The organism is Brevibacterium sp. CCUG 69071 (genome assembly GCF_021023135.1).
Lineage (GTDB): Bacteria > Actinomycetota > Actinomycetes > Actinomycetales > Brevibacteriaceae > Brevibacterium.
The window spans coordinates 231,313-256,923 of record NZ_PGFV01000005.1; the positions used below are offsets into that span (position 1 = coordinate 231,313).

The 25,611-nt window shown below is 63.5% G+C and carries 25 protein-coding genes and 1 pseudogene; 8 read left to right on the forward strand and 18 right to left on the reverse strand.

The window, feature by feature from the left end:
- Positions 1 to 62 precede the first annotated feature (62 nt).
- Positions 63 to 359, forward strand: a complete 297-nt coding sequence (locus CV023_RS15080) for a hypothetical protein (RefSeq protein ID WP_230747193.1) — start codon at positions 63 to 65, stop codon at positions 357 to 359.
- 142 nt (positions 360 to 501) lie between these two features.
- Here CV023_RS15080 and cls read toward each other — a convergent pair whose 3' ends face one another.
- From cls to CV023_RS15100, 4 genes are all read right to left on the reverse strand, one after another.
- Complete coding sequence (gene cls / locus CV023_RS15085; protein WP_230747194.1) at positions 502 to 1,974, reverse strand: cardiolipin synthase; 1,473 nt, start codon at positions 1,972 to 1,974, stop codon at positions 502 to 504.
- Between the two features lie 183 nt (positions 1,975 to 2,157).
- Positions 2,158 to 3,330, reverse strand: a complete 1,173-nt coding sequence (locus CV023_RS15090) for an acyl-CoA dehydrogenase family protein (RefSeq protein ID WP_230747195.1) — start codon at positions 3,328 to 3,330, stop codon at positions 2,158 to 2,160.
- Between the two features lie 25 nt (positions 3,331 to 3,355).
- Positions 3,356 to 5,374 carry an acetyl/propionyl/methylcrotonyl-CoA carboxylase subunit alpha gene (locus CV023_RS15095; protein WP_230747196.1) on the reverse strand — a complete coding sequence of 673 codons (2,019 nt, stop codon included), beginning with the start codon at positions 5,372 to 5,374 and terminating at the stop codon, positions 3,356 to 3,358.
- A gap of 8 nt (positions 5,375 to 5,382) precedes the next feature.
- Complete coding sequence (locus CV023_RS15100) at positions 5,383 to 6,996, reverse strand: carboxyl transferase domain-containing protein (RefSeq protein ID WP_230747197.1); 1,614 nt, start codon at positions 6,994 to 6,996, stop codon at positions 5,383 to 5,385.
- Positions 6,997 to 7,090: 94 nt separating this feature from the next.
- Here CV023_RS15100 and CV023_RS15105 point away from each other — a divergent pair, with 94 nt between their 5' ends.
- Positions 7,091 to 7,726: a TetR/AcrR family transcriptional regulator gene (locus CV023_RS15105; RefSeq protein WP_284934742.1), complete on the forward strand. Its 636-nt coding sequence runs from the start codon at positions 7,091 to 7,093 to the stop codon at positions 7,724 to 7,726.
- A 21-nt stretch (positions 7,727 to 7,747) separates the two neighbouring features.
- Here CV023_RS15105 and CV023_RS15110 read toward each other — a convergent pair whose 3' ends face one another.
- From CV023_RS15110 to CV023_RS15120, 3 genes are all read right to left on the reverse strand, one after another.
- The gene (locus tag CV023_RS15110) at positions 7,748 to 8,668 is read right to left on the reverse strand and encodes an NADP-dependent oxidoreductase (protein ID WP_230747198.1); all 921 of its coding nucleotides are present in this window, start codon (positions 8,666 to 8,668) and stop codon (positions 7,748 to 7,750) included.
- Positions 8,669 to 8,809: 141 nt separating this feature from the next.
- Complete coding sequence (locus CV023_RS15115) at positions 8,810 to 10,987, reverse strand: 3-hydroxyacyl-CoA dehydrogenase NAD-binding domain-containing protein (RefSeq protein ID WP_230747199.1); 2,178 nt, start codon at positions 10,985 to 10,987, stop codon at positions 8,810 to 8,812.
- A 1-nt stretch (position 10,988) separates the two neighbouring features.
- Positions 10,989 to 12,197 carry an acetyl-CoA C-acetyltransferase gene (locus tag CV023_RS15120; RefSeq protein ID WP_230747200.1) on the reverse strand — a complete coding sequence of 403 codons (1,209 nt, stop codon included), beginning with the start codon at positions 12,195 to 12,197 and terminating at the stop codon, positions 10,989 to 10,991.
- Positions 12,198 to 12,491: 294 nt separating this feature from the next.
- Here CV023_RS15120 and CV023_RS15125 point away from each other — a divergent pair, with 294 nt between their 5' ends.
- From CV023_RS15125 to CV023_RS15145, 5 genes are all read left to right on the forward strand, one after another.
- Positions 12,492 to 12,902: a hypothetical protein gene (locus CV023_RS15125; protein ID WP_230747202.1), complete on the forward strand. Its 411-nt coding sequence runs from the start codon at positions 12,492 to 12,494 to the stop codon at positions 12,900 to 12,902.
- Positions 12,903 to 13,035: 133 nt separating this feature from the next.
- Positions 13,036 to 13,398 (forward strand): hypothetical protein, encoded by a 363-nt coding sequence (locus CV023_RS15130; protein ID WP_230747204.1) that lies wholly within the window; start codon positions 13,036 to 13,038, stop codon positions 13,396 to 13,398.
- A gap of 85 nt (positions 13,399 to 13,483) precedes the next feature.
- On the forward strand, positions 13,484 to 14,086 hold the full coding sequence (locus CV023_RS15135; RefSeq protein WP_230747207.1) for a DUF4396 domain-containing protein: 603 nt from the start codon (positions 13,484 to 13,486) through the stop codon (positions 14,084 to 14,086).
- 45 nt (positions 14,087 to 14,131) lie between these two features.
- Positions 14,132 to 14,995: a uroporphyrinogen-III synthase gene (locus CV023_RS15140; protein ID WP_230747209.1), complete on the forward strand. Its 864-nt coding sequence runs from the start codon at positions 14,132 to 14,134 to the stop codon at positions 14,993 to 14,995.
- Between the two features lie 471 nt (positions 14,996 to 15,466).
- Positions 15,467 to 15,622 (forward strand): hypothetical protein, encoded by a 156-nt coding sequence (locus CV023_RS15145; RefSeq protein WP_230747211.1) that lies wholly within the window; start codon positions 15,467 to 15,469, stop codon positions 15,620 to 15,622.
- 183 nt (positions 15,623 to 15,805) lie between these two features.
- Here CV023_RS15145 and CV023_RS15150 read toward each other — a convergent pair whose 3' ends face one another.
- The 3 genes and pseudogenes from CV023_RS15150 to CV023_RS19175 all read right to left on the reverse strand — a co-directional run.
- Positions 15,806 to 16,441, reverse strand: a complete 636-nt coding sequence (locus CV023_RS15150; RefSeq protein WP_230747212.1) for an AAA family ATPase — start codon at positions 16,439 to 16,441, stop codon at positions 15,806 to 15,808.
- Positions 16,442 to 16,477: 36 nt separating this feature from the next.
- Entirely contained in the window at positions 16,478 to 16,684 is a 207-nt protein-coding gene (locus tag CV023_RS15155) for an Rv0909 family putative TA system antitoxin (protein WP_230747214.1), read from the reverse strand.
- Between the two features lie 498 nt (positions 16,685 to 17,182).
- Positions 17,183 to 17,362: pseudogene (locus CV023_RS19175) on the reverse strand (winged helix-turn-helix transcriptional regulator); the annotation flags it as partial.
- Positions 17,363 to 17,587: 225 nt separating this feature from the next.
- Here CV023_RS19175 and CV023_RS15160 point away from each other — a divergent pair.
- Positions 17,588 to 17,812, forward strand: a complete 225-nt coding sequence (locus tag CV023_RS15160) for a 2-hydroxymuconate tautomerase (protein ID WP_230747216.1) — start codon at positions 17,588 to 17,590, stop codon at positions 17,810 to 17,812.
- Between the two features lie 82 nt (positions 17,813 to 17,894).
- Here the strand turns inward: CV023_RS15160 and CV023_RS15165 are convergent, their stop codons facing one another.
- The 8 genes from CV023_RS15165 to CV023_RS15200 all read right to left on the reverse strand — a co-directional run bounded on the left by CV023_RS15165 (position 17,895) and on the right by CV023_RS15200 (position 25,598).
- Positions 17,895 to 18,131 (reverse strand): hypothetical protein, encoded by a 237-nt coding sequence (locus tag CV023_RS15165; protein ID WP_230747218.1) that lies wholly within the window; start codon positions 18,129 to 18,131, stop codon positions 17,895 to 17,897.
- A 1,218-nt stretch (positions 18,132 to 19,349) separates the two neighbouring features.
- Positions 19,350 to 20,120, reverse strand: coding sequence for a GNAT family N-acetyltransferase (locus CV023_RS15170; RefSeq protein ID WP_230747220.1), 771 nt, complete (start codon positions 20,118 to 20,120; stop codon positions 19,350 to 19,352).
- 41 nt (positions 20,121 to 20,161) lie between these two features.
- A complete protein-coding gene (locus CV023_RS15175; protein ID WP_230747222.1) occupies positions 20,162 to 21,205 on the reverse strand; it encodes an FUSC family protein in 1,044 nt (347 codons plus the stop codon).
- 167 nt (positions 21,206 to 21,372) lie between these two features.
- Entirely contained in the window at positions 21,373 to 22,464 is a 1,092-nt protein-coding gene (locus CV023_RS15180; protein ID WP_230747224.1) for an ISL3 family transposase, read from the reverse strand.
- A gap of 1,049 nt (positions 22,465 to 23,513) precedes the next feature.
- A complete protein-coding gene (locus CV023_RS15185; RefSeq protein WP_230747225.1) occupies positions 23,514 to 23,777 on the reverse strand; it encodes a hypothetical protein in 264 nt (87 codons plus the stop codon).
- Positions 23,778 to 23,856: 79 nt separating this feature from the next.
- A complete protein-coding gene (locus tag CV023_RS15190) occupies positions 23,857 to 24,291 on the reverse strand; it encodes a holin (RefSeq protein ID WP_230747226.1) in 435 nt (144 codons plus the stop codon).
- A gap of 11 nt (positions 24,292 to 24,302) precedes the next feature.
- A complete protein-coding gene (locus CV023_RS15195) occupies positions 24,303 to 25,202 on the reverse strand; it encodes a hypothetical protein (RefSeq protein ID WP_230747227.1) in 900 nt (299 codons plus the stop codon).
- 63 nt (positions 25,203 to 25,265) lie between these two features.
- Positions 25,266 to 25,598 carry a hypothetical protein gene (locus CV023_RS15200; protein ID WP_230747228.1) on the reverse strand — a complete coding sequence of 111 codons (333 nt, stop codon included), beginning with the start codon at positions 25,596 to 25,598 and terminating at the stop codon, positions 25,266 to 25,268.
- Positions 25,599 to 25,611: the final 13 nt, after the last annotated feature.

Sequence of the window (25,611 nt, forward strand, 5' to 3'; positions counted from 1 at the left end):
GACACGAGTCGCCTTCTGAAGCATTCTGCGCAGTGAAGTTCTATCGGCATGGGATCACCGGAATGGTCCCTCAGCTCGACGCTTTGACCGAGTCGGGCGAGTTCATCGGTCGCAACGACTTTCGCCACAAGAAGGCCCAAGTAGCAGTCGAAGTCCACGGAGTCGGCAAGTTCTACCTCAACTCGAATGGTCCCGACGAGGCTGCGAAAACGAGCCATCAGCGAAACATGGACTTGCTCAATGCCGGCTTCACGGTGTTCAATCTGAGCTTCGGCGACCTGTTCCGGCCGCGGATATTCGCCGAGATCAAGCGCAGCATTGAACGGGCTACCCGCACGTTTCCGCCGAAGACAGACTGAGCGTCGAGACACTGGCTCGCCGCAATCCCGCCCGCCCAAATCGGGTTGAGTGCCAAGAAACACATGTGCACACCCGCACTCCGACACTTAACCTGTTTCTCGCGAGCATCACCAGGTGCGAGGCCGCCTCGGTGGGCGCTTCCTACTGCAGTGCCGAGGTCAGGCGCATCGCCGATTCCATGTACCGGCGGATCAGGGGGCGCTTCTCCCATTCCTCGAGAGAGAGCTCAGGGCTGACCCGTTGGTAGTCGGCGATCACCTCGTTGATGTCATCGACGAGGTCCCCGCCGGTCGTCAGCAGGCTGATCTCGTAGTTGAGGCCGAAGGAGCGCATGTCCATATTCGATGAGCCCATCACCGCGTACCTGTCGTCGACGACGAAGCACTTCGTGTGCAGAACCTCGGGTTTGGGGAAGAAGAAGATCCGCACCCCGGCCTCGAGCAGGGACCGGTAGTAGGAGGATTGGGCCCGGTCGACCATGAACTGGTCGGCCTCCTCGCTGACGTAGAGTTCGACGTCGACCCCGCGCCGGGCGGCCGTGACGACCGCGGCGAGCAGGGACTCATCGGGCACGAAGTAGGGACTGACGATCGCCAGCCGCTTCTGCGCCAGATACATCATCGAGGTGAAGACCTTGAGATTGGGCTCGGTGGTGAACCCCGGCCCGGAGGGGATGAGCTGCATCGCACTCGTCGCACCCCCGACATCGGGCTGATGGTCATCGCCCTCATAGGGCCTGATCCCCAGGGCCTCACCGCATTCGGTGTACCAGTCGGTGGAGAACACGGCTTCGAGGCCCGCGACGATAGGGCCGCTGAGTTCGACCATGATGTCGTGCCAATGGCGGCCGATCCGCACGTTCTTCTTCTTGAGATAACTCGAATCGATCATGTTCTGCGAACCCATCATCGCCCGCTTCCCATCGACGACGAGGAGTTTGCGGTGGTTGCGCAGGTCGATCCGGCGCAGCTTTCCCCGCCACGGGATGAACGGCAACATGAGATGCCAGTCGATGCCCGCCCGACTCAGACGCTTGCCCAGACGGTGGAAGCCGGGATACTTCCGCGAACCGATGTGGTCGAAGAGCACCCGCACCTGCACACCGCGCTCCACGGCGCGTTCGAGGGCGCAGAAGAAGATGTCGGTGGTGGAGTCCCAGGCCATGATGTAGATCTCGGCATGCGCGTACTCCTCGGCAGCGTCGACGAGTTCGGTCATCCGGCGGATGCTCTCCTCGTAGTCGGAGATCACCCCGTGGCTGTCCCCGGTGACCATCGGCAGCGCGGTCAGCGAGCGTCCGAGCTGGGCGACCGAGACGAATTCACGCGGGGCGTCGAGCGACGGCGGCACATCGGGCAGCTCATCGGCACCCTCGTGCATGAGTTCGTTCGCCTCGGCCTGGATCCGCGCCCTGCGCTGATTGATATAAGGGCTGCCGAGCAGCAGGAATGCCGGGATCCCGACGATGGGCACGAAGAGGATGAGCAGCAGCCACGCCGAGGACGAGGACGGCCGGCGGTTCTCCGGCACCACTCCGATGGCGATGATCTTCGCCGCATATTCGATGACGAGCCACGTCACCGAAGCCACGGTCGCTACGACGCTGAGATCCATGCACGCCCTCCTCGCCTGCGTTCGCGGCCCTGTGGTTCACCGGCGGCCGGACCTGTGGCCGCTCCCGGTCAACACTATCGGTTCGTCGCGCGGGCCGAAGCGCAGGGCGAGCCGACGCGGTCAGCGGAGTCTCACCGACGCGGTCAGCGGAGACGCACCGGACCGGTCAGCTCACTCGGACCCTCAGATGCCGAGTTCGCGGGCGATGAGCATGAGCTGGACCTCCGTGGTGCCCTCGCCGACCTCGAGGATCTTCGAGTCGCGGTAGTGGCGGGCGACGAGGTACTCGTTCATGAACCCGTAGCCGCCGTGGATCTGGGTGGCGTCGCGGGCGTTGTCCATCGCCGCCTCACCGGCGACCATCTTCGCGATGGCCGCTTCCTTCTTGAACGGCAGTCCGGACAGCATCCGCGAGGCCGCGAGGTAGTACGCGGAGCGTGCGGCGACGACTCGCGCCTCCATGCGGGCGATCTTGAAGGAGATGCCCTGGAAGTCGGAGATCGGTTGGCCGAAGGCCTGGCGTTCCTTCGCGTACTTCACCGATTCGTCGACGCAGCCCTGGGCGGCACCGACGGAGAGTGCGCCCACGGCGATGCGGCCTTCGTCGAGGATGCGCAGGAAGTTCGCATAGCCGCGCCCGCGCTCGCCGAGCAGGTTGGCCTCAGGCACCTGCACATTGTCGAAGGTCAGGGGGTGGGTGTCCGAGGAGTTCCAGCCGACCTTGTCGTATGCCGGTTCGGCGGTGAAGCCGGGGGTTCCGGTCGGGATCATGATCGTCGAGATCTCGGGGACCTCACGACCGGACTTCGAGGTTCTCGTCCCGGTCACGGCGGTAGCCGTGACGAGGCGGGTGATGTCCGTGCCCGAGTTCGTGATGAAGCACTTGCCGCCGTTGATCGTCCAGGTGCCGCCGTCCAGGGTGGCCTTGGTCCGGGTGCCGCCGGCGTCGGAGCCGGCCTCGGGTTCGGTCAGGCCGAAGGCGGCGAGTCCGGAGGCGTCGGTGAGCTTGGGCAGCCATTCGCGCTTCTGCTCCTCGGTGCCGAAGCGGTAGATCGGCATCGCGCCCAGCGAGACTCCGGCCTCGAGGGTGATGGCCAGCGACTGGTTGACGCGCGCGATCTCCTCGATGGCCAGGCACAGCGCGAAGTAGTCGCCGCCCATGCCGCCGTACTCCTCGTCGAAGGGCAGACCGAAGAGGCCCATCTGCCCCATCTTCGCCACGAGCTGATAAGGGAACTCGTGCTTGGCGTCGAGTTCGGCCGAGACCGGCGCGACCTCTTCGTCGGCGAATTTCGCGACTCCTTGGCGCAGGTCCTCGTATTCTTCGGGCAGCATGCCCGGAACGAAAGCTGTCATGATTTCCTCCCCGCTCTGTGCGTGGTCAGTTGGTTGGTTCATCGGCTGGTGTGGCAGTTTGCTCTGATTCTTCGTCGACGACGGTGGCGAGCACCTCGTCGAGTCCGACTTGGGTTCCCTGCACGGCGGTGACGGTGACGATCCCGGTCGCCGGTGCGGTGAGCACGTGTTCCATCTTCATCGCCTCGATGACGACGATCGGGGCGCCGGCGTCGACGTGGTCGCCGGACTCGACGCGGATCGCCACGACGGATCCGGGCATCGGGGCGAGCACCTCGGCGCCGCCGAGCCCGGGTGTCAGTGAGGTATCGGCCTGCGGTCGGGTGAAGACGTGGATGCCGCGGTCGCTGCTGACCCAGATGCTGCGGTCGCGCGCGTCGGAGAAGACCCGTGCGGTGTGCTGGATGCCGTCGAGGACGACGTGCCACTGTCCCACATCGTCAACTGTGACCTCGCCGATTCGCGCCTCGATCTCGGCGAGCTCTCCCCCGCTGCTCAGCGCGACCGTGGGTCGGAAGTCGGGACGTGAGGTCCGCCATGCAGTCGGACGATCCCACGCCGAGTCGGTTTCCGAGTTCCGCGACAGGTGATCGGCTGTGACGGCCCCGGTCAGGCTCGCCCCTGCCGCACCCGTGGTCAGGAGCACCGCAGCCGCGGCGACCTGAACGTCGACCTCGCTCGCGGTGTGGGCCAGCCGGCCCTCGCCGAGGTTGTCGATGAGTGAGGTGTCGAGCTCCCCGGAGATGACCCGGCTGTCGGTGGCGAGCGTGCGCAGGAAGTCGATGTTCGTGACGATTCCGGGCACCGCCGAGGCGGCGAGAGCGGCATCGAGTCGCTTGAGCGCCGCCGTCCGATCGGGGGCATGGACGATGAGCTTGGCGATCATCGGATCGTAGTCGGAGGCGACCTGCTGTCCTGCCTCGAGCCCGGCGTCGACGCGGATGCCCTCACCGCTCGGGAAGACGACGTCGAGTGCACGGCCGCCGGTGGGCAGGAACCCACGGGAGGGATCCTCGGCGTAGATGCGGGCTTCGATCGCATGCCCGGACATCGTGATGTCGTCCTGGGCCAGCGGCAGCACCTCTCCGGCACCGACGCGCAGCTGGAGTTCGACGAGATCGACTCCGGTGACCTCCTCGGTGACGGGGTGTTCGACCTGCAGCCGGGTGTTCATCTCCATGAAGAAGAACTCCTCGGGCCGGTCGGCGCCGACGATGAATTCGACAGTGCCGGCACCCACGTAGCCCACGGACTTCGCGGTCTCGCAGGCGGCCTGGCCGATCCTGGCCCGCGTCGCCTCGTCGAGCAGAGCCGAGGGGGCCTCCTCGATGACCTTCTGGTGGCGGCGCTGCAGCGAACATTCACGTTCGCCGAGGTGGATGACGTTGCCGTGCGCATCGGCCATGACCTGGACCTCGATGTGGCGAGGGGTGGCAACGAGGCGTTCGAGGAAGAGGGTGTCGTCGCCGAAGGAGCTCGCGGCCTCTCGGCGGGCGGTCTCCAAGGCTGCGGGCAGATCGGCAGGCTCGAAGACCGAGTGCATGCCTTTGCCGCCGCCGCCGGCGGAAGGTTTGATGAGCACGGGGAAGCCGATGTCCGCAGCGGCCGCGACGAGGGACTCGTTGCTCATGTCGGCGTCCTTGGTGCCGGGCACCAAGGGAACACCGCGCTGGGAGACCGCGTTCTTCGCCGTGATCTTATCGCCCATGGTCCGGATGGCGTGCGGGCCCGGGCCGAGGAAGACGATTGCCGCGTCATCGCAGGCCGCGGAGAAGTCGGCGTTCTCGGAGAGGAATCCGTAGCCGGGGTGGATCGCCTCGGCGCCGGTGGCCCGAGCCGCGGCGATGACCTTGTCGATGCGCAGATACGATTCGGAGGCGGCGGCCGGACCGAGGTGCACGGCGGTGTCGGCGGCTTTGACATGAGCGGCGTGGGCGTCGGCGTCGGAGTAGACGGCGACGGTGCGAATGCCGAGTCTGCGGCAGGTGCGGATGACGCGGAGCGCGATTTCGCCGCGATTGGCGATGAGGACCGTGTTGAACATGGAGGGGCTCACATTCTGAAGACGCCGTAGCCGCTGGCGTTCAGCGGGCGTTCCATCGGGGAGAAGCGGGCGAGGTCGAGGGCGAGGGCGAGCACCTGGCGGGTGTCGCCGGGCTCGATGATGCCGTCGTCCCAGAGCCGTGCCGTCGAGTAGTAGGGGTTGCCCTGGGCTTCGTACTGGTCGCGGACGGGCTGTTTGAACTCATCCTCCGCCTCGGCGCTCCAGGTCTCTCCGCGAGCTTCGATCTGGTCGCGTTTGACCGTGGAGAGCACGCTGGCCGCCTGTTCGCCGCCCATCACGGAGATGCGGGCGTTGGGCCACATCCACAGGAAGCGGGGTGAGTAGGCGCGGCCGCACATCGAGTAGTTGCCGGCGCCGAAGGAGCCGCCGATGACGACGGTGAACTTCGGGACGCGGGCGGTGGCCACGGCATTGACCATCTTCGCGCCGTGCTTGGCGATGCCGCCGGCTTCGTAGTCGCGGCCGACCATGAACCCGGAGATGTTCTGGAGGAAGATCAGCGGCACGCTGCGCTGGTCGCAGAGCTCGATGAAGTGGGCGCCCTTGACCGCGGATTCGCCGAAGAGGATGCCGTTGTTCGCGACGATGCCGACCGGATGGCCGTCGAGGTGGCCGAAGCCGGTGACGAGGCTCGTGCCGTATTCGGCTTTGAATTCGTGGAATTCCGAGCCGTCGACGAGGCGGGCGATGACTTCGCGGACGTCGTAGGGAGTGCGCGAGTCGACGGGGACGACCGAGGTGAGTTCCTCGGCCGCGTACGCGGGCTCGCGGGGGTCGACGACGTCCCAGTTCGGTGCCACCTTCGGTCCGAGCGTCGAGACGATATCGCGCATGATCTCCAGAGCGTGGGGATCATTGGCCGCGAGGTGGTCGGTGACACCCGAGACCCGGGAGTGCAGCGCTCCGCCGCCGAGCTCCTCGGCCGTGACTTCCTCACCTGTCGCGGCCTTGACCAGGGGTGGGCCGCCGAGGAAGATCGTGCCCTGATCAGCGACGATAATCGATTCGTCGGCCATCGCGGGGACGTAGGCGCCACCGGCGGTGCAGGAGCCGAGGACGGCCGCCAGCTGCGGAATGCCTGCGGCCGAGAGCGTGGCCTGGTTAAAGAAGATCCGACCGAAGTGCTCACGGTCGGGGAACACGTCATCCTGGTTCGGCAGGTTCGCACCGCCGGAGTCGACGAGGTAGATGCACGGGAGGTTGTTGTCCTTCGCGATCTCCTGCGCGCGCAGGTGCTTCTTCACGGTGACGGGATAGTAGGTTCCGCCTTTGGCCGTGGCGTCGTTGGCGACGATGACACATTCGCGTCCGGCCACGCGACCGATGCCGGTGATGATGCCGGCCCCGGGGCTCGCATCCTCGTACATGCCGTTCGCGGCCAGCGGCGAGAGTTCGAGGAAGGGGGTGCCGGGGTCGAGCAGGTGTTCGACGCGTTCGCGCGGCAGAAGTTTGCCGCGATCGATGTGCCGCTGCCGCGATTTCTCGGGTCCGCCGAGCGCCGTGGCCTGCACGCGCTCCCGGAGCTCGGCGATGAGCTCGGCGTGGGCGTCGGCGTTGACCTGCCCCGCTGCCGGACTGACCGCAGTTCCCACTGCTCTCATTCCACTCCCCATTTCAGTTAATGAATCTTAACTGACTGCTATGATACTGCTCACAGGCGAAAGTGACAATGCGGGGGCGAAAGGAGGCGAGAGCGTGAGAAGCGAGGGCACGGACGCAGCGAAGAACTGCTCACCGACCGCGGCGAAGCCGACTCCCCGCGCCGAGGCGAAGGCGGCTCGACGCGAGCAGCTGCTGAGTGTGGCGAAGACGCTCTACGCCCGGCACGGCTTCCACGGGGTCAGGCTCGACGACCTCGGCAAGGGAGCCGGAATCTCCGCCCCGGCGGTCTATCGGCACTTCGATTCGAAGGAGGCCGTCCTCGAGGAGCTGCTCATCGGGATCTCGGAGTATCTGCATGCCGGCGGTACGCAGATCATCGCGGCGCACGAAGAGGCGGCGGCCGCCTCGGCGCTGGGGGCTCTCATCGATTTCCATGTCGAGTTCGCGATGAGCGAGCCCGAGCTCATCCGCATCCAGGATCGCGACTTCACGGCTCTGCCGGAGGAATCGCGGCGGACGGTGCGCCGTCTGCAGCGTTCCTATGTCAGCGCCTGGGCCGATGTCGTCTCCCGCCTGCACCCCGAGTGGTCGCTCAACGCTGCGACGGTGCGGGTGCACGCGGTGTTCGGGATGATGAATTCGACCCCGTACCAGGCTCGGCGATCAAGCGCCGAGGTGGTCGGGGTCGAATTGCGCGCCGCCGCTTCCGCGGCGCTGGGGTTGGCCTGAGCCGAACCCGTTCAGGGCTGATCAGGGAACGATGACGATCTTGCCGCGGGTGTGACCGGCGGCGTTGTCCTTGAAGGCCTGCGGCACCTCGTCGAGGCCGTAGGTGCCGGCCACCTCGACGGTGAGCCGACCTTCGTCGACGAGCTGGCCCAGGCGGGCGGTCTCGGATCCGTCGGGGCGGACCCAGATGTAGCGTCCACCGTGTTCGGACACGCTCGGGTCGGCGACCGAGGCGTGAGCTCCGCCGTCGGCGAGGACGGCCAGAGTCGTCTCGAGCTGTTCGCCGACGTAGTCCACGACCCCGTCGACCTTGCCGCCGGCAGCCTCGAGGACACGCTCGACCACGCCATCGCCGTAGGTAACGGGTTCGGCCCCGAGCTCACGGAGGTAGTCGTGGTTGCGCTCCGAGGCGGTGCCGATGACGCGGGCGCCCGATGCCCGGGCGATCTGCACGGCGAAGCTGCCCACTCCCCCGGACGCACCATGGACGAGGACGGTCTTTCCGTCGATCTCGCCGAGGGCCTCGAGGGTCCGCAGAGCGGTTCCCCCGGCCAGCGACAGCCCGCCGGCCTGCTCCCAGCTCAGGCTCTTGGGCTTCGGTGCCACCGAGCGGACGGGCACGGCGACCTTCTCGGCGAAGGTTCCTGTGCTCAGGACATCCTTGCGGGCGTAGGCGATGACCTCATCGCCGATGGAGAATTCGGGGGTGTCGAAGCCGAGTCCGACGACGACTCCCGCAACATCCCAGCCCGGGGTGACCGGGAACTGGACGGGCATGAAGGAGTCGAGGTGCCCGCCGACGAGCTTCCAGTCGACCGGGTTGACGCCGGCGGCCTTGACCTCGATGAGCACCGAGGCCGGCGGCAGCTTCGGATCGTCGACCTCGCGGACGGTGATGTCGTCGAGGTTGTCGGTGTACTGGTCGTAGACTGCTGCGCGCATGGCAATGGCCTCCCGGTTGTCGTCTCGGTGACTGAGGTATCAGTGTGTCCGGACAACACCGGGAGGCCAGCGGCCTATTCCCTGCGGTGGGAGATCCTACGTGGTGGGAGATCCTATGGAGTTCCTACGTGGCCGGAGCTCCTACTCGTAGGTCTCGTTCGTCTTCGCCCGCTCGACCAGTGAGGCCGGCGGGGTGAAGTGCTCGCCGTAGTTCGCCGCGAGTTCCTTCGCCCGCTCGACGAAGCCGGCCAGACCGCCCTCGTACTGGTTGACGTATTGGAGGACGCCGCCGGTCCAGGCGGGGAAGCCGATGCCGAAGATCGATCCGATGTTGGCATCGGGCACGGAGGTGAGCACTCCCTCGTCGAGGCATTTGATCGTCTCGATCGCCTCGGCGAAGAGCATCCGCTCCTGCAGATCGGCAAAGGGCTGATCCGTGGAACCGGACTCGAACTTCTCCCGCAGCCCCGGCCACAGCGTGGTCCGCTTGCCGGACTCGTCGTAGTCGAAGAAGCCGGCGCCGTCCTTGCGTCCGGTGCGGCCCTGCTCGACCATCCAGTCGATGACGGACTCGGAGGGATGCTCGACCCAGGTGCCGCCGGCCGCCTCGGTGCCGGCCTTCGTCTCCTGGCGGATCTTCTGGGACAGGGTCAGCGTCAGCTCGTCGAGCAGCTGCAGGGCACCGGTCGGGTACCCGGCCTGGAGAGCCGCCTGTTCGACGGTGGCCGGCTCCACGCCCTCACCGACGGCGGCGACCGCCTCGGCGATGTAGGTGCCGATGACACGGGAGGTGTAGAAGCCGCGGGAGTCGGTGACGACGATCGGGGTCTTCTTGATCTGCTGGACGAGGTCGAAGGTGCGGGCCAGGGTCTCGTCCGAGGTCTTCTCGCCGCGGATGATCTCGACCAGCGGCATCTTGTCCGCCGGCGAGAAAAAGTGGACGCCGATGAAGTCCGCATCCCGGTCGACTCCGGTGGCCAGTTCCGTGATCGGCAGCGTCGAGGTGTTCGACCCGAGGACGGCGTCGGGAGCGACGACGTTCTGGATCTCCTGGAACACCTGCTGTTTGACGGGCACGGATTCGAAGACGGCTTCGATGACGAAGTCGACCCCGGCGAAGTCCTCGACCGAGGCGCTCGGGGTGATCCGGTCGAGGACCGCCTTGGACTTCTCTTCCGTGGTCTTGCCCTTGGACAGGGCGGATTCCTCTCGCTTGGCGGCGTAGGCCTTGCCCTTCTCGGCGGCGGCGAGTTCGACGTCCTTGAGGACGACCTCGATGCCGGCCTTGGCCGCGGTGTAGGCAATCGCCGCGCCCATCATGCCCGCTCCGAGCACACCGAGCTTCGTCACCGGCCGGGGCGCGATGCCCTCGGGTCGGGATCCGCCGGAGTTGATGTGTCCGAGGTCGAAGAAGAAGGCCTTGATCATGTTCTTCGCCACGGGAGTGTGGGTGAGGTGGACGAAGTAGCGGGTCTCGACGGCCAGAGCGGTGTCGATGTCGACGTAGGCGCCTTCGACGGCGGCGGCGATGACCGCGCGCGGGGCCGGCATCGGCGCACCCTTGGTCTGGCGGCGCAGCAGTGCCGGAATCGCCGGCAGCATGGCGCCGAGCTTCGGTGATGTCGGGGATCCGCCGGGGATCTTGAAGCCCTTGACGTCCCAGGGCTGAGCGGCCTCGGGGTTGGCCCGGATCCAGTCTCGGGCCCGATCCTCGAGTTCGGCGAGAGGAGCGAGCTCGTCGACGAGGCCGAGGTCGAGGGCGTCGGCGGCCTTGAACTTCGTCGAGGGCAGGATCGCCTTCTGCAGGGCCTCCTGGATGCCGAGCAGTCGCACGGTTCGCGCGACGCCGCCGCCTCCGGGGAGCAGCCCGAGGGAGACCTCGGGGAAGCCGACGCGCAGGCTCGAGACGCCGTCGGCCGCGACCCTGTGGTGGGAGGCCAAGGCGAGTTCGAGTCCGCCGCCCAGGGCGGCGCCGTTGATCGCGGCGACGACCGGCCTGCCCAGGGTCTCCAGGCGACGCAGCAGGGACTTGACGTGATTGGTCTGTGCGGCCTCGGCTTCTGAGTTCTCGGGGTCGGCCGCGCGCAGCTTGTTGAGATTGCCGCCGGCGAAGAAGGTCTTCTTCGCCGAGGTGAGGATGACGCCGGTGATGTCGTCGACGTTGGCCTCGAGCCAGTTCACGGTGCCCTCGAGGGCGGCCGCGAAGTGCTCGTTCATGGTGTTGACCTTGGCGTTCGGGTCATCAACGACGACCGTGACGATGCCCTCGGCGTCGGTGGTGTGTGCGTATTCCGTGGTGGAGTTGTCAGTGTTCGTCATGTCAGACCCTTTCGATGATCGTCGCGATGCCCATGCCGCCGCCGATGCACAGCGTGACGAGGCCGCGCTTGAGGTCGCGGCGTTCGAGTTCGTCGAGGACGGTGCCCAGAATCATGGCGCCGGTGGCTCCCAGGGGGTGGCCCATGGCGATGGCGCCGCCGTTGACGTTGACCTTCTCGTGCGGGATGGACAGGTCCTTCATCCACTTGAGGACGACTGCGGCGAAGGCCTCGTTGAGCTCGAAGAGGTCGATGTCCTCGACGGTCAGGCCCGCTTTGTCGAGGACCTTCTGGGTGGCCGGGGTCGGTCCGGTGAGCATGATGGTGGGCTCGGATCCGGTCACGGCGGTGGCGACGATGCGGGCGCGCGGCTTCATTCCCATCGTCTGGCCAACCTCGGCGTCGCCGACGATGACGAGGCCGGCGCCGTCGACGATTCCCGAGGAGTTCGCGGCGGTGTGGACGTGGTCGATGGCTTCGACCCAGTGGTACTTCTGCAGGGCCACCTCGTCGAATCCGGCCTGGGCGGCGACCTTGGTGAAGGCAGGGTTGAGCTGTGACAGGGATTCCACGGTGGATCCGGGGCGCATGTGCTCATCGCGGTCGAGGAGGGTGACCCCGTTGATGTCCTTGACGGGGATGATCGAGTTCGCGAAGTAGCCGTTCTCCCACGCCGAGGCGGCGCGTTTCTGGGATTCGGCGGCGAAGGTGTCCACGTCGGTACGGCTGAATCCTTCGGTGGTGGCGATGAGGTCGGCGCCGATGCCCTGGGGCACGAAGTAGGTGTCGAAGTTCGTCGTCGGGTCTTGAGCCCATGCGCCGCCGTCGGAGCCGAGGGGCACGCGGGACATCGATTCGACGCCGCCGGCGAGGACGAGGCTCTCGAAGCCGGAGCCGACCTTCTGGGCGGCCATGTTGACGGCTTCGAGCCCCGAAGCGCAGAAGCGGTTGATCTGGACCCCGGCCACCGATTCGTCGAGACCGGCGACAAGGGCGGCGGTGCGGGCGATGTCCCCGCCCTGCTCGCCGACGGGTGAGACGACGCCGAGGACCATGTCATCGATGGCCTTGTCGTCGAGGTCGGGATTGCGTTCGCGCAGGGCATCGATGAGCCCGGTCACGAGGTCGATGGGTTTGACACTGTGCAGCGCGCCGCCGCGATTCTTACCGCGCGGGGTGCGCACCGCATCGTAGATGTACGCTTCGCTCATGTGGTCCTCACAGTCCTAGGGAGCGTCCGGGGACCCCGAGTGGGATCCCTGACGTGGATGAGTCGATGACGGCCGAACGGCCGCGCGGCTGATCGATCGTTCAGTAACATTCACACCCCCATTCAATACCAGTTGGCTGTGACGGTCAACACGAACCAGGGGCGCGTCCCAGCGTTCGAGCGAGGATGGGGGTGTGACCAAAATCACTTTCTAAGACCGGTTGGCGAATGCCGGAAATCACGCCCGCAGTGCTTAGAATTGGTCCATCTAACACTCTTAGTTTCCCGGAGAATCATGTCCTCGATCATTCCTGCCCGAATCACCCCTGCTCGTTTCGGCTCGAAATTCCTCGCACTGTTCCTGGCCCTCGGTCTGCTCGCCGGCCCTATCGTGCTCGACGCACCCCCGGCCGAGGCCGCGACCAAGAAGTGTTCGGCGAAGATGTCGAACTCGAAGCCGCGCCAGTACTCGAACACCTGGGTCAATGTCTCCAAGGTCGGCTCGAAGGCGAAGATCACGACGACCGCGCACTACAAGACGACGAAGACGCAGAAGAAGGCGACCGCCTCGAAGAAGGGCAAGGCCTCGCTGAAGTACTACATTTCGGGTGCGACTCCCGGCAAGAAGGTCTCGGTGACCGTCGTGGCGAAGAAGGGCAAGACGACCTGGAAGTGCTCGACGTCGTTCAAGCCGAAGAAGAAGTAGCATCGTTCCACTCGCCAGCGACCACACCCACGACGAGTATTCTCTGCCGGATACTCTCTGGTCGGAGCTGGGCCACACCCTGTGGCTCGTCGCCATCGGTGCCAACATCGTCACCATCCTCGGTTTTGTCGCCGTGGAGTACGGGCGGCGGCTGAACTCGACCGTCACGGTCGTCATCGGCACCGTGGCACTCTGCCTCCTCATCGGCGGCTTCTTCGTCGAGTTGGGGCAGGGTTTCTACGTCGACGACGAGGCAATGTGGACCTGTCCGTCGGGCATCAGCGGCGTTCAGATCACCGAGTCGGCGAATCGGTCGCTGCCTGCCGGCATCGTCGAGTGTCGCAGCGATTCGCGCAGGAATCTCGTCGTCGGACTCATGCTGGCCGGAAGCGGACTCACTCTGGCGACTGTCGCAGTCGTGCGGTCCGCACGTCTCTGTGCGCGCACCGCGAAGCCCGCGGTCGCCGCCGTCGTTGGATACGATGCACGTCGGTGACCGGTGGTTGATTGACCCTCGTGGGCAAGAAGCGTAACGTCCGAATTCAGATACCCCCTGGTGGTATTGGTGAAGGAGGTGTTCGATGAGCAGCCACATGCATGGCGGACACGACGATGCTCACCACAGCGACGATGGTCACGCATCGGGCCACGCCCATGACATGTCGGGGATGGCGGTCGGGGCGACATTGCACTGCCTGACGGGGTGCGCGATCGGCGAGATCATCGGGCTACTTGTCGGCACCGCCGCCGGCTGGTCGAATCTGCCCACCACAATCCTGTCGATCGGACTGGCGTTCGTCTTCGGCTATTCCCTCTCGGCACTGCCGCTGGTGCGCGGCGGCATCGCACTGTGGGCAGCCCTGAGCCTGGTCCTCGCCGCCGACACTCTGTCGATTGCGACTATGGAGATCGTGGACAACCTGGTGATGCTGGTGATTCCCGGTGCAATGAATGCCGGCCTGCTCAATCCCATCTTCTGGGTGTCCATGGCAATCTCTCTGACAGTTGCCTTCTTCGCCGCCTGGCCCGTCAATCGAGCCCTGCTGCGTGGCGGGAAGGGGCACGCCATCACCCACCACGCCCTCGGCGATGACGCGGGAATGGACAATCGGCCTCTGGTCATCGGCATCAGCGCATTTCTGCTCGGAGGCTTCGTCGCCTCGCTCGGTTCGCTGCTGAGCTGATCCCGGGAAGTTGCCCTGCGGATCCTGCTCGACAAGGATAAGAGCATGGAAGAGTCCACTGATGGCGATGCGCTCCCCCTGACCGGCAAGCGGATCGTGCTGACGGCCCAGAGGCGAGCCGAACAGTTCGCCACCGCGCTCGAACGGCGTGGAGCGACTATCATGCATGCACCGACCCTGTCGGTGGTGCCGCATGTCGACGATCCCGAACTTCTCGCTCGCACTCGCGCTCTCATCGATGAGCGGCCCGACATCGTCGTCATCACGACCGGCGTCGGGTTCAGGGGGTGGGCGGAGGTGGCCGAAGCCGGCGGGCTCGCCGAGCAATGGCATGCCATGCTGTCCGAGGCTCGCATCATCGCCCGCGGGCCGAAGGCACGAGGGGCGATTCAGGCCGCCGGACTGAAAGCCAGCTGGGTCGCCGAGTCGGAGACCAGCGCGGAGATCCAGGAGAAGCTGCTCGAAGCAGGCGTGAACGGCGAGCGCATCGCAATTCAGCATCACGGGTCTGGAGCCGACGGACTCAATGAGGCGTTCGACGCCGCCGGCGCCGATGTCTGCTCGCTGGTGATCTACCGGTGGGGGCCTGCACCCGATCCCGATGCCGTAGTGGCTGCCGTCGAATTGGTTGCACGCAGGGAGTGTGATGCGGTGGCCTTCACCTCTGCACCCGGGGCTTCCGCCTTCCTCAAGGCAGCCGAGGAACAGGACTTGCTGCCTGAGGTCATCGCCGCGTTCACGGACGAGCACCGGGTCCTTGCCGCAGCCGTCGGCGACGTCACCGCCGCGCCTCTATGGGACCACGGGATCAAGGTGGCGATTCCTGCTCGCTTCCGGATGGGGGCGCTCGTGAACACCTTGGTCGACGAACTCATGGGCACGAAAAACTCCCCTCTCGCAGACGGTTGAGTCTGGCGATTAAGCAGTTTCCGAGCCGCCTGCGGGAATTGAACCTGCGACCCATTCATGATGCGGGTGGGCCAATCGTTTCACGCGATCAGAATTTCTCTTGATGCTGGCCAAACCTTATCGACAGCAAATCTTCGTTGCTCCAGTTCGCTTGACGATACTCAGGATTGCCGAGTCAGTGCCGAGATAGCGCGCCAGCTGAGCGCTGGATCGAGCCAGGCTGCCCGTTTCATTCATTGTCAAGCATGACCGCCTGACGGTGACGTGGGATGTCTCCTTCGAGTACTGATCCGGCAATCCACAGAACAGCGCTGACATCCTCGATACGACAGTCGATAACACCCAGCCCGGGTCGATCATCTTCCTCCACCCCTGGCCCGGCAGGACAACAATACAAAACGTCGTCGCTCCCGTCATCGATCGGCTGAAGGACCGAGGCTATCGGTTCGTCACGGTCTCTGACCTCATCAGATGGCGCCCAGCAGCAGGGATCACATCGAGGACATTGCGCTCAAACCCTTCCTCGACCGCGGCGATTTCAATGTCACCACCGATGAGCAGATCCGAGCCTCCGATGTGTCGCGACCGACTGCAGGTCTCATCCGGCATCCGTTCGTCAGCACTTGAACTCACCCCCACCTGGCGAGTCGAACTCACGGACGCACTCATGGACACTTCCCACTATGACGGTTATGCGGAACCGGTGCGAGGCAGCTGCGGCCATGGCGATCGGGCTGTTGCAGCGGACATAGGCGCGGCCTCGGGCAAGTACCGATGTTCTCCGGACCGCTTTCAATGAGGCGCAATTCCTCACGACGACTCGATCCGACGCGGACTGAGCAATCCAAGAACATCATCGACGACCGCTTCTCGGCGCGAGAGCACGACACGACACCAAGGCTCATCAGCCCCGACTTCCCCAGTTTCGAGTATGTGGTTCTGCAGTTCGAGCCAGTGTTCCCAGTGCCGCTTGAAGGAATAGCTGCGGACGACTCTTTTCCGTTGCGTTTGACCCTTGAGCGCCGTGTCACGATTCGTTTCGATGTAGATGATCATCGGGCGGTACCCACACAGTCGGGCAAGTTCGACAATCATTCGTCGACTCCAACGTCGAGTTCCCGGGTCATGGACCACAAGAGAACCGCGGCCGCGGTTGAGAATCCGGGCGAATACCCAGAGATGGGCGATTACGTGGACGATTGGTCGACCATACGCGTAGGGCAACCACGGCACCAAGCGACGCAAGCGACAACGTACACGGTCCGGGTCCGCCATACGAAGCCCGGGAGATTGAATCCGCAGAGCCTTGAGTGCCTCAGTCTTGCCGGCACCGGGGACGCCGGCAACAACAATGAGTGGGGTGGCCGGTGCGTTGGCGCGTTCAGCGGATTCTACTTGAGGTTCCTGGCATCGCCTGGCGGCTGAGATGCTCTGTCGTCGACTCACTTCAGACCATTGCGCGCGGGACTTGATTGCGTGGTTCTATCGGCGACCGGCGGGGCGGTCATTGGGGTCATCGTCATCGAGGCCGATCGCCCGATCGGCCGCGTCACGAGCTTTCTTGATCTTCTCGTCATGGCGTCCTCCGGTGGCCCTGCGCGCGGCGGATTCGGCCTGGTCGAGGAGCTGCCGGCCTTTCCCTCCCCGGAGTGCGGCCTTGAACTTTCTGACGTAAGAACCGAGTCCCATGATGGCCTCCCTATGTCCGCTAGTGTGAGTAAGCATAGAGGCGAAGTCTGCGACTCGAAGGTGAAAGGCGTGACAGGACCCTGATGTTGCGATCCCCCAACGTTGACCCCGACTTCGCGATCGTTCGTTGCGGCCAAAAGACCGGCTAAGCATCCGGTCGACGCGCGGATTGCTGCCGGTGAGTCAAACCAGCCGGGCGTTGCCTGGTCGCCAGTAATCCCCGGTCATGGCTTGCGGCCGGGGACCGGTCGAGACCGGTCCGGAGTCGTCGCGGTTCTGCACCTATGCAAAGCACGACTGCCTCGCCATGCGCCCAGCATGAATCGGCCCGCCATCGCGCGCCGATTCTGTCCGCGGACTTGCAGGTTTCGGGCAAGCCAAATTGAAGCGCTCAGCAATTTCGTCGCGGACGAATGATGCATGCGAGGGTGCAGACGCATTACGCCGCTGCGGCGCTAGTCGCGCAGACGTTCACGCCTCCGAACGATGCTCGTGACCCTATCTGTGCAGAACCTCGACCACCGGTTCCAGGCTCCTGCCCTCATCTGTGATTCGATACGTCACCCGCGGAGGGACAGTGGGTTCCACTTCACGATCGACGAGGCCGTGTTCGACTAGAGCCTTCAGTTCGCTCGAGAGCACCTTCTGCGATATTCCGATGACCGGCCTCTGCAGGTCCGCGTAACGACGCTCTTACATGAGTAGCTCCCACAGCACCAGCATCGTCCATCTACCGCCGACGATGTCGATGGTGGTCCGCATGACTTCACCGCAATAGTCCCGTGCTGTCGCTGACATGTCCTACCTCGAAGATGGCTGCTGACCTGAAAGTGCCGTCTTCCGGGTTCGCTGTGTATCAAGCAGGCTAGTTGAAGAACGAGCCGAAGAACAGAAGGAGAAGCTATGCCCATCGTCAATCTCGACATCGTCCCCGAACTCATGAACGGCGACAGGGAGTCGCAGTATCGGAGAATCACACGTGGCATCACTGACGCGATTGTATCGAGTACGGGAGCGCCTGCGGAATCCGTGCACGTGCTGATCAACGAGGTCTCCTCCGCGAAGTATGAGGTCGGAGGCACCATGCTGAGTGAGCAGTTTGACCGCGCGGAGCAGGCAGTGCCGTAGCAGCTTGGAGTCAAGACTCGAATGCCCCAGCCCACCACTCCGGTGGGCTGGGGGCCTATTGTCGTTTCCGTTTCGAGTTACTTCAGTGAAGCGCGAAGTCGAGGACCTGTTTCTCGCCCAGGTGATTTTCCCAGGTCACTTGCAGCTGACCTGTTTTCCTCTCCGGGGGTGGAGCTAGTTCGAACTGGACGTGTTGGCCCGGTATCAGTTCGGGCACGCTGATGTCGCTGTGCACGTCACCGGTGATTGCGACGTGGTACGCGGCGGTGTCGCCATTGCGGAGGGTGCACTCGTCTTGGCTTTGTTGAATCAGTTCCATGATTCGCTCCTGCGGTTGGCTGGGCACCGAAGTATACCGGGCGCTACTGGGGAATTCTCAGAGCGGCGTGGGGACTACCTAGCACTGTCGGAAGGTGCAATGGTGTGGTCCCATGGGTGATATTCCTGGTCTCCTTCTGTCCTGCGAGAGCGCGACCAGGTGACGATGGTTGCAATCCCAGCACCCACGACCGCTGCGACAGTAAGAGTTAAAGCCATTTTGATCAAATCGCGAGGAATTGACATAGGTAACCACCTTCTAGCATCGTCGGCATAGCAATTGAAGTATACCGTCGATGCTCGCATCGACGGGTTGGCCTCGCTTCACGGTTGAGCCCTCTGCCGCGTCACTGCCTCGGTCAATATTAGACCGCATGATCGGGTCCAGTGACGTCTGCAGTGGAACGTGGCGCGAATGGCAGAAGATCCTAAACCAGGAACCTGCCCGTAGCTCGTTACGTCATCGCCCACCCGTCCCGGTGCGTGCTCGCGTCCAGCGGGCTGGTGTCGGCGAGGTCGGCGACTCTCCGTTGCCCGATCGGTCCCGGCCCTCGCCGGTGAGAACTAACTGGCCCCGCCGTGGCGCCAGGGCCGTCCCGTGCATTCAGCGTCTAGAGTGTTTCCTTATGCACTCGATCACGCTTGTCGCAGATCGACCGAGTTTCGCAGCGCGATCCGCCACAGTCAGATCGGTGCGACTCACAGCGAACTCGATGTCTTCTTGGCTCCATGGCCGCCACAGGTTCGCCGCTCGCTCGCTTTTCCTCGGCCCGGCCTGAACACCCCACTCGCGTAACCACCTGCCAACGGGGGACACCCCCACCCCGACTGCCGCGGCAATATCAGCAACACGCTCACCAGACTCACGGCGTCGCGTGATCTCAACCCGCAGGCGCTGCTTGTCTTCGGCAACCGCATAGCCTCGCCCTGGCGCAATAGGACTGATGCCTCGGCGGTACCGGGCATAACAGCGCCTGCACAGGCCCCGCAAGACAGCAGGTCGGTCACACCAAACAACAGCACAAGTGGTCATGATGGACTCGACGATGAGGGCATGGGCTCAGGGTAGCTGATGAAGAATCGATGCCCCCGGACTCAACGCGGGTGGACCACCTAGCCTGATGCTCGTCTGCCATGACACCTCTGTAGATTCGGGTGTGATCGTGCGGCCGGGAGCTAGGTTGTCGGCGCACTACTGCTCTGCCGAGGCTAATGGAAACTAGGAACAGTGAGTGACTAAGCTGAGCTTCCTCCAATCTGCAAAAAGCTCGAATCCTACTGCTGACGCCAGGAAAGTAGACGCAGCATTATCGAATTGGCACCGGTACTGCGGTTCGGCACCTTGAGCCAAGGCATCTGCCGTAATCGCTCGAACGGTGGCTTTGGCTAGACCATTCCGGCGTGCTCTCGAGAGAGTAATCACCCCGATGTCTGCAATCTGAGTGTCCTGCAGAATGTACATGCTGGATACTGATGCAAGTGACTCGTTGACAAACGTTCCGTACACCAGCCAATCGTCAAGTTCCACGAGCGCTTCGTCGAGATCTGTCTGTGGCGCGGCCTTCGTCAAATCGGAGAATGCTTTTTCATCGGCTTGAGTCAGACGTCTAGTTCGTGAATCCGATTCCTGTTCCTGCATTCCTGCACGACGGTCCTCTGGTACATACAAGAGGCGGATATGTTCTTGCGGGTCGTAGGCGAGGCCGTCGGTCTCGACGAGGTGCTCAGCTTGCTGAGCGGTGATGATTTCACTATCCCGGAGTCCGAACTGGGAAGCCAGTTCGGCTGATGTTGTGACGATGGTAGGCCCGCCCTGGACTCGCAAGATGGAGACTCCCTGATCACGGCCATGGTGGTCAGTGACAGCAACGAATGCCTGATGAGACTGCAGTTTACGGGCTGCCGGTGGTATCCACCGCTCGATGACAGATAAGTTATACATTGCGGTTCCCACTTCAATCGGTTGACGCGATTCCTCATATTGCACCATAGGCTCAAACCCACAGCCTGAGGGCATTCTTCCACGGCCCCCTAAGCGTCATTCGGTTCTCGCGCCTCCCGAGCGGAAGCGACGTCGTCGACGACAACGACGATGTGTCGCAGACTCGTGATCAAAGCTCCATAGAGCGGCCAGGAGGTTTCGGGCAGCTTTCCATCGCCTGAGAGGTTCTTCGCCAGCGAGTCCAGACGATCATAGACCGGTTCGACATCGGCGTCAGGGTCACTGATGGAGTGACCGGTGTCCTTGACGATCTCAGCCCACTTGCGACGGAACCGTGTGTCCCATTCCCCCTCGGCATACGAGGCGTCTCTGAGCGTGCGAGCTAAATTCCGCAGGTGTGAGATTCCTTCATCGACGCGAGAGAGAATGTTTGAGTAGTCCTCTTCCCCTGCCTCATGGTGCTCTCTGTTCGCTCGCTGGTTCTTGAGCGTCTTTCGCAGGTCTCCTCTCGGGTTCGCCTTTCTGCTCTCTCGCGCGAAGCGCACGGACTGCCAAGCGGTATTGAGTTCGTCGGTCATCGATTCTGTTTCGCGGAACCAGTCCTCAGCCCGGTCGGTGTCCCAGGAGTCGCTGAATTCGTCTGACATGCTCATCAGGACGTCGCCCATGCGCCGATTGATGCTGTCGACGTAGCGGGAAGCTTGCCGGTCCCGAATCGGCGGGATGATGATGAGGTTGACAGCGAGACCGACCGCGACGCCGAGCGCGATCTCGACGATGCGTTCCACGAGCAGGGGCTGCTGACTGTCGAAGCCGCTCCCAAGGACGAATATCGCTGTGGTGGCAATGGCGATCCCCTCATCGCGGATCCACGTCACGCGAGCTCCGATGAGTCCGACAAACAGTGCAAGAGCAAACGTCCACAGGCTGACCCCGAGGAAGCTGCCGATAAGGAACGACAGGCCAACGCCGATCGCCGAGGCCACCGTCGACTGCGCACCTCGAGAGAGCGACCGGTAGACCGTCGCGTGAACGGTGAGGAGAGCGGTCCATGGTGCGAGGAATGGCATGGCCGAGTCAAGGATCGTGATCGACAGCCACCATGCCGCCGTGGCAGCGATGACTGTCTTCACGATCTGAAGGGTGTCAGTGGTGAATTCTGGGCGTTGCAGGGTTTCGATGATCTTCTTAGTTGCCATTGGCGAGGTTTGCTCCGAGGTAGCTGCGCGATATATGCCGATTACAGCGTAAACGCAGATCCTTCTGAGTCTGAAATTCGGAATCGTTGAGGATTATGGGCTCATCGTAATTGAGAGTGTAGAACCGGTCTGAAACCACCGGATTCGAGTAGACACCTCGCGATGTGATGCGTGAGGTTGCGGAATCCCAGCGCGGACCCGCGGAGATGTTCGAGTCTGCCGTTGATCGCTTCAGTGGGACCGTTCGATGTTCCCGGTCGGGTGAAGAACGCGAGCACATCGGAGGCTCGACGCTTCAAAGTTCGTCCTAAGCGTTTGAGCTCGACAAGTTCGGATGGCAGATTCGTTGTCAGGGCGTCGATGACCGTTTGCAGGAGAACTCGGCGACGTACCTCGTCGAGTGCATCACCGGCGAGTTTGACGACGTGGAAGGGGTCCATGACTTCGACAGCGTCGGGCAGTTCTTCGGCTGAGGCTGTTTTGAACCCGGAGAATCCGTCCATCGCGACGACGTCGATGCCCTCACGCCAGTCCCTCGGACGGGCCTTCAACCATTGCTTGAACACCTGCTTCGACCGTCCCGGCACCATGTCGAGCAACCGCGCCGGACCTGCTGCCTGGCTGATCGGGGTGAGGTCGATGATGACGGTGACGTACTTGTCACCACGCCGTGTGTGCCGCCACACGTGCTCGTCGACACCAATGACGGTGACCCTGTCGAAACGGGTCGGGTCGTTGATCAACAACCGGCGACCTTCAGCGAGGATTGCGGAGTTCGCGGTGTGCCAGGACACGGCGAGTTTCGCAGCGATCACGGACACAGTATCGTGATCGATGACGAGAGCACGCAACGCCCAGTCGAGGCCGGTTCGAGAGATCTTCGCTCGCGGTGGTGCCGCAGCAGTGGTGTCTTGCCGCCATACCAGGCCGCACTCGACGCATTTGTAGCGGCGGAGGCGAATATGAAGCGTGGTCGGTCGGTGGCCGAAAGGTTCGTGGGCCAGACGACGGACGACGGTATCGCGGACGATCTCGTGCCCACCACACCGACGGCACCAGTCATCAGCAGTGTTGGGTCGGCATTCCAGAATGGCTGTGTGTCCGGTGATGTGTTGGCCGGTGCAGGTGAGATCGAGGGTGTCGAGCCGGCAGAATCTCGTGAGGTCAGGGGTTGAGAAAGTAGGCTTGGCCACGTCGAGGTCTTTCGGATGGACTGTGTGAGAACTTCCATCATCGGAAGACCTCGACGTCTATCCGGGCAGCGCCACACCGTGTCCTGGAATCACAGATCTACACTCTCAATTACGAAGAGCCGGATTATGTGCGCAGTGACACTATCGAATGCGACCGACTGCCAGTACACCATCGAAGGATTCGACCGGTGAGTTGCCCGGTTGCGCCAGTCGGCACCGCCCGAGTTTGTAGATATATCGCAAGCGATGATGCCGACATCGTGCCACAGCCCCGCACAACACCACGGCTCGCACAGTCGCATCCTGAGGTAATTGCCCTCACTGTCGAGGGGCCTCTTCCAAAGTTGAAATATACCAGATCCAGTCTCAGGTGCGACCCTGAAGCACGAGCGACTGCCTCACGCAGGTTGCGAGTCAAATAGTCCAACTATTGAGGCTAGGAACCCGAGTACGAAGACCTTATGAGAATTCCGAGACGACCAGCAAGAACGCTCACCCGGCTCAGGGCACCTCACCTGAAGATCGTCAGGTGACGTTGGCCAAGACAGCAGAAGGTGAGTGAATTTCTACGCAAGACCGTTCGGGCCCTCTTCATATACCCGGTCGCATAGTCGGCTCACTCTTCGAATTCACAATGAATGGTTGAACTGACGAGCATTGCTACACTGTGCGGGCCATCGACGACAAAGCCGCCATCTTCAACACAAGCTCCGGGCACGCGTCTCCGTCATGCAAGAGACCCCATGCAGCGCCTCAGGTCACTGACACTTTCTTTGGGTCGACATCGTTGTGCCGAGGCAGCCATTCAGTGGGGCAGTAAAGAAAGCCCTCTGACCAACATACTTGCTGGTCAGAGGGAGTTGCCGAGCCGCCTGCGGGAATCGAACCCGCGACCTATTCATTCTGAACGATCGTGAACCTGAGAGCATTCGAGTGGATACCGAAGTCGATGTGATGACCGCTTGACCTGGGGCGATGATCGAGTCGGGTGCGAGTGGCGCGTGATCTCTGGGCGAGCCGACTTGGGTTCAAAGCGCATCGTAAACGCATCATTTCCCCTCCCACCACACATCATCCGGCCGCAACCACGCACCCAGCGTAGAGCAGCGGCGGTCATGTAAGCGCACGTAGATCGCCCCATCGAACCCGAGGCGCTCCGCGGTGCCGTCAACCCACTCCTCGCCGTCGCTCTCCCACTCGATGCGGGCACGGACCGGGACAGGCGGACGGTTACGGAACGACGGACGGGCACCCTCTTCGTTGAGGATCTTCTGCCAGTACTTCCAGGTCGCTGTGCCGTAGTCCTCGGTCATGAGGTCATTGTGCACTCGGGCGCGGACACGACACAGACCCCCACCGCGTGATGCGATGGGGGTCTTGTTGCGTCCGAGGTCAGTGTCGGGGCTGGTAGTCCTCGGGTGGTGGGGTATCGTCGACCTCGGCGTCGAGCTGCGCGTCGAGTGCCGCCTGCTCGTCAGCCTTGTGCACTTCGAGCTCGTCGAGCACCTCGGGGGCGTCCTCGTCCACGACTTCGTCCTGGTCGTCAAAGAATGCTTCCTCGCCGACGACGTTCGGGCCGCCGTCATCCTCTGCCGGGATCTCCTCGGCGTTGGTGAACGAGGGTCCGGAGCCTGTGCCGCCGCCGGCGATGGACATCAGCACGGACAGGAGCGTGGCCGTGGCCGTGACAGATGCGATCTGCGCCCAGTCAAGGGCCAGGAGTCCGACCTGGTCGGTGCCGATGAGAGCGATCGCCGTCTGAGCCGCGGTACGGAGGGCGCGTTCGGCGGCGCCCTTCCAGAATTCTTTGGATGCGTAGTTGCTCATGATGTGTCCTTTCAGTCCCGGAGACCCGAGACGACGATGTTGGAGGCGGTGGCCTTCTTCGCGGAGGTCTTGAAGATCAGGCGCAGGCGCGGGGACTTCCCCTTGTAGTCCTTGAACAGCCCATAGGATCCGGTGACGGTCTCGGTGGTGTTCGCGGTGACCTTCACAGTGGCGATCTCGCGGGAGATCTTCGTGGGCTGGCCCTTCTTGTACATGACCTCGGCGAGGATCAGATACCCGTGCTCTCCGGCCTTGAGTCCCTTGATGTCGGCTTTGGCGGAGACGATGAAGTCAGCGGGGCCGACGAGGATCGAGTAGTTTCCCTTGTCGTCGATCTGCAGGTGACGTGTGCCGGTGGCCTTCTGTGCCTTGCGGCGGCTGGTGGTGATTCTCTTGGACATGCCGAGGACTCCTTCTGGTTCGGCTGGTGTGGATGCTTCGGCGGATGCCGAGGTGTAGTTGAGGCGGATGCCGCCGCGGACGAGCGAGAGGGGCCTGGTGCGGCGGTGGACTCCGCCACCGTCGCGCTGTGACCCGCCTGTTCCGGCTGAGGTGTTGCCCTCGATGGTCTTGACCGCCCCGCCTGCTGCGTCTGCTCGGGCGAACGCGATGTGGGAGAACGTGAACACGACGAGGTCGCCCTTGCGGATCTGTGAGGGCGCGACCCACCTGCCGTGCTGGATTGCCCAGTTGCGGCAGACCGCTACACCCGCTGAGTGCGGGTAGTCGATGTTCCGGCGCATCCCCGATTCCTCGCAGATGACCGACGTGAACGCGGCACACCAGGGGTAGGCGGCGCCGTTGACCTCGCGGCCGTAGAACTTGTCGTTGAAGCGGGTTCGGTTGTTGTACTTCTCGGTGTGGCCCACCCACGAATCAGCGCGGGAGATCACTTCCTGGACAGTGGCCATGAGCCCTCCTTTTCGGGCAAAGAGAAAGCCCCTGGCCGGTCGGCTGAGGCTTGTGGTTGGAGATCAGATGTCTTGGTAGGGCAGTCCTGCTTCGGCGAGACGGAACCGGGCTGTGTCGAGTCGGTCGTCGGTGGCCTTGTGGGCTTTACGTTCCCGGTCGAGGAGTTCCTGCAGTTTCACGCTCTCGGTCTTCGCGTCCGTGAGTTGGTCCTGCAGGGACTTCACGAAAGGGTCGACGACTTCGCCTTGGACGACGTCGACCGCGGGTGGTTTCGAGGACCTCAACCAGCGGCGGATGAGCCCGTAGAGGATACCGACGATGCCGCCGGCCCCGAAGAGGACGCCGAGGATCGTGGCAAGGTGGCCAAGGATTGATTCGACTGTGTCGAGCCACACTGGTCACCTCTCG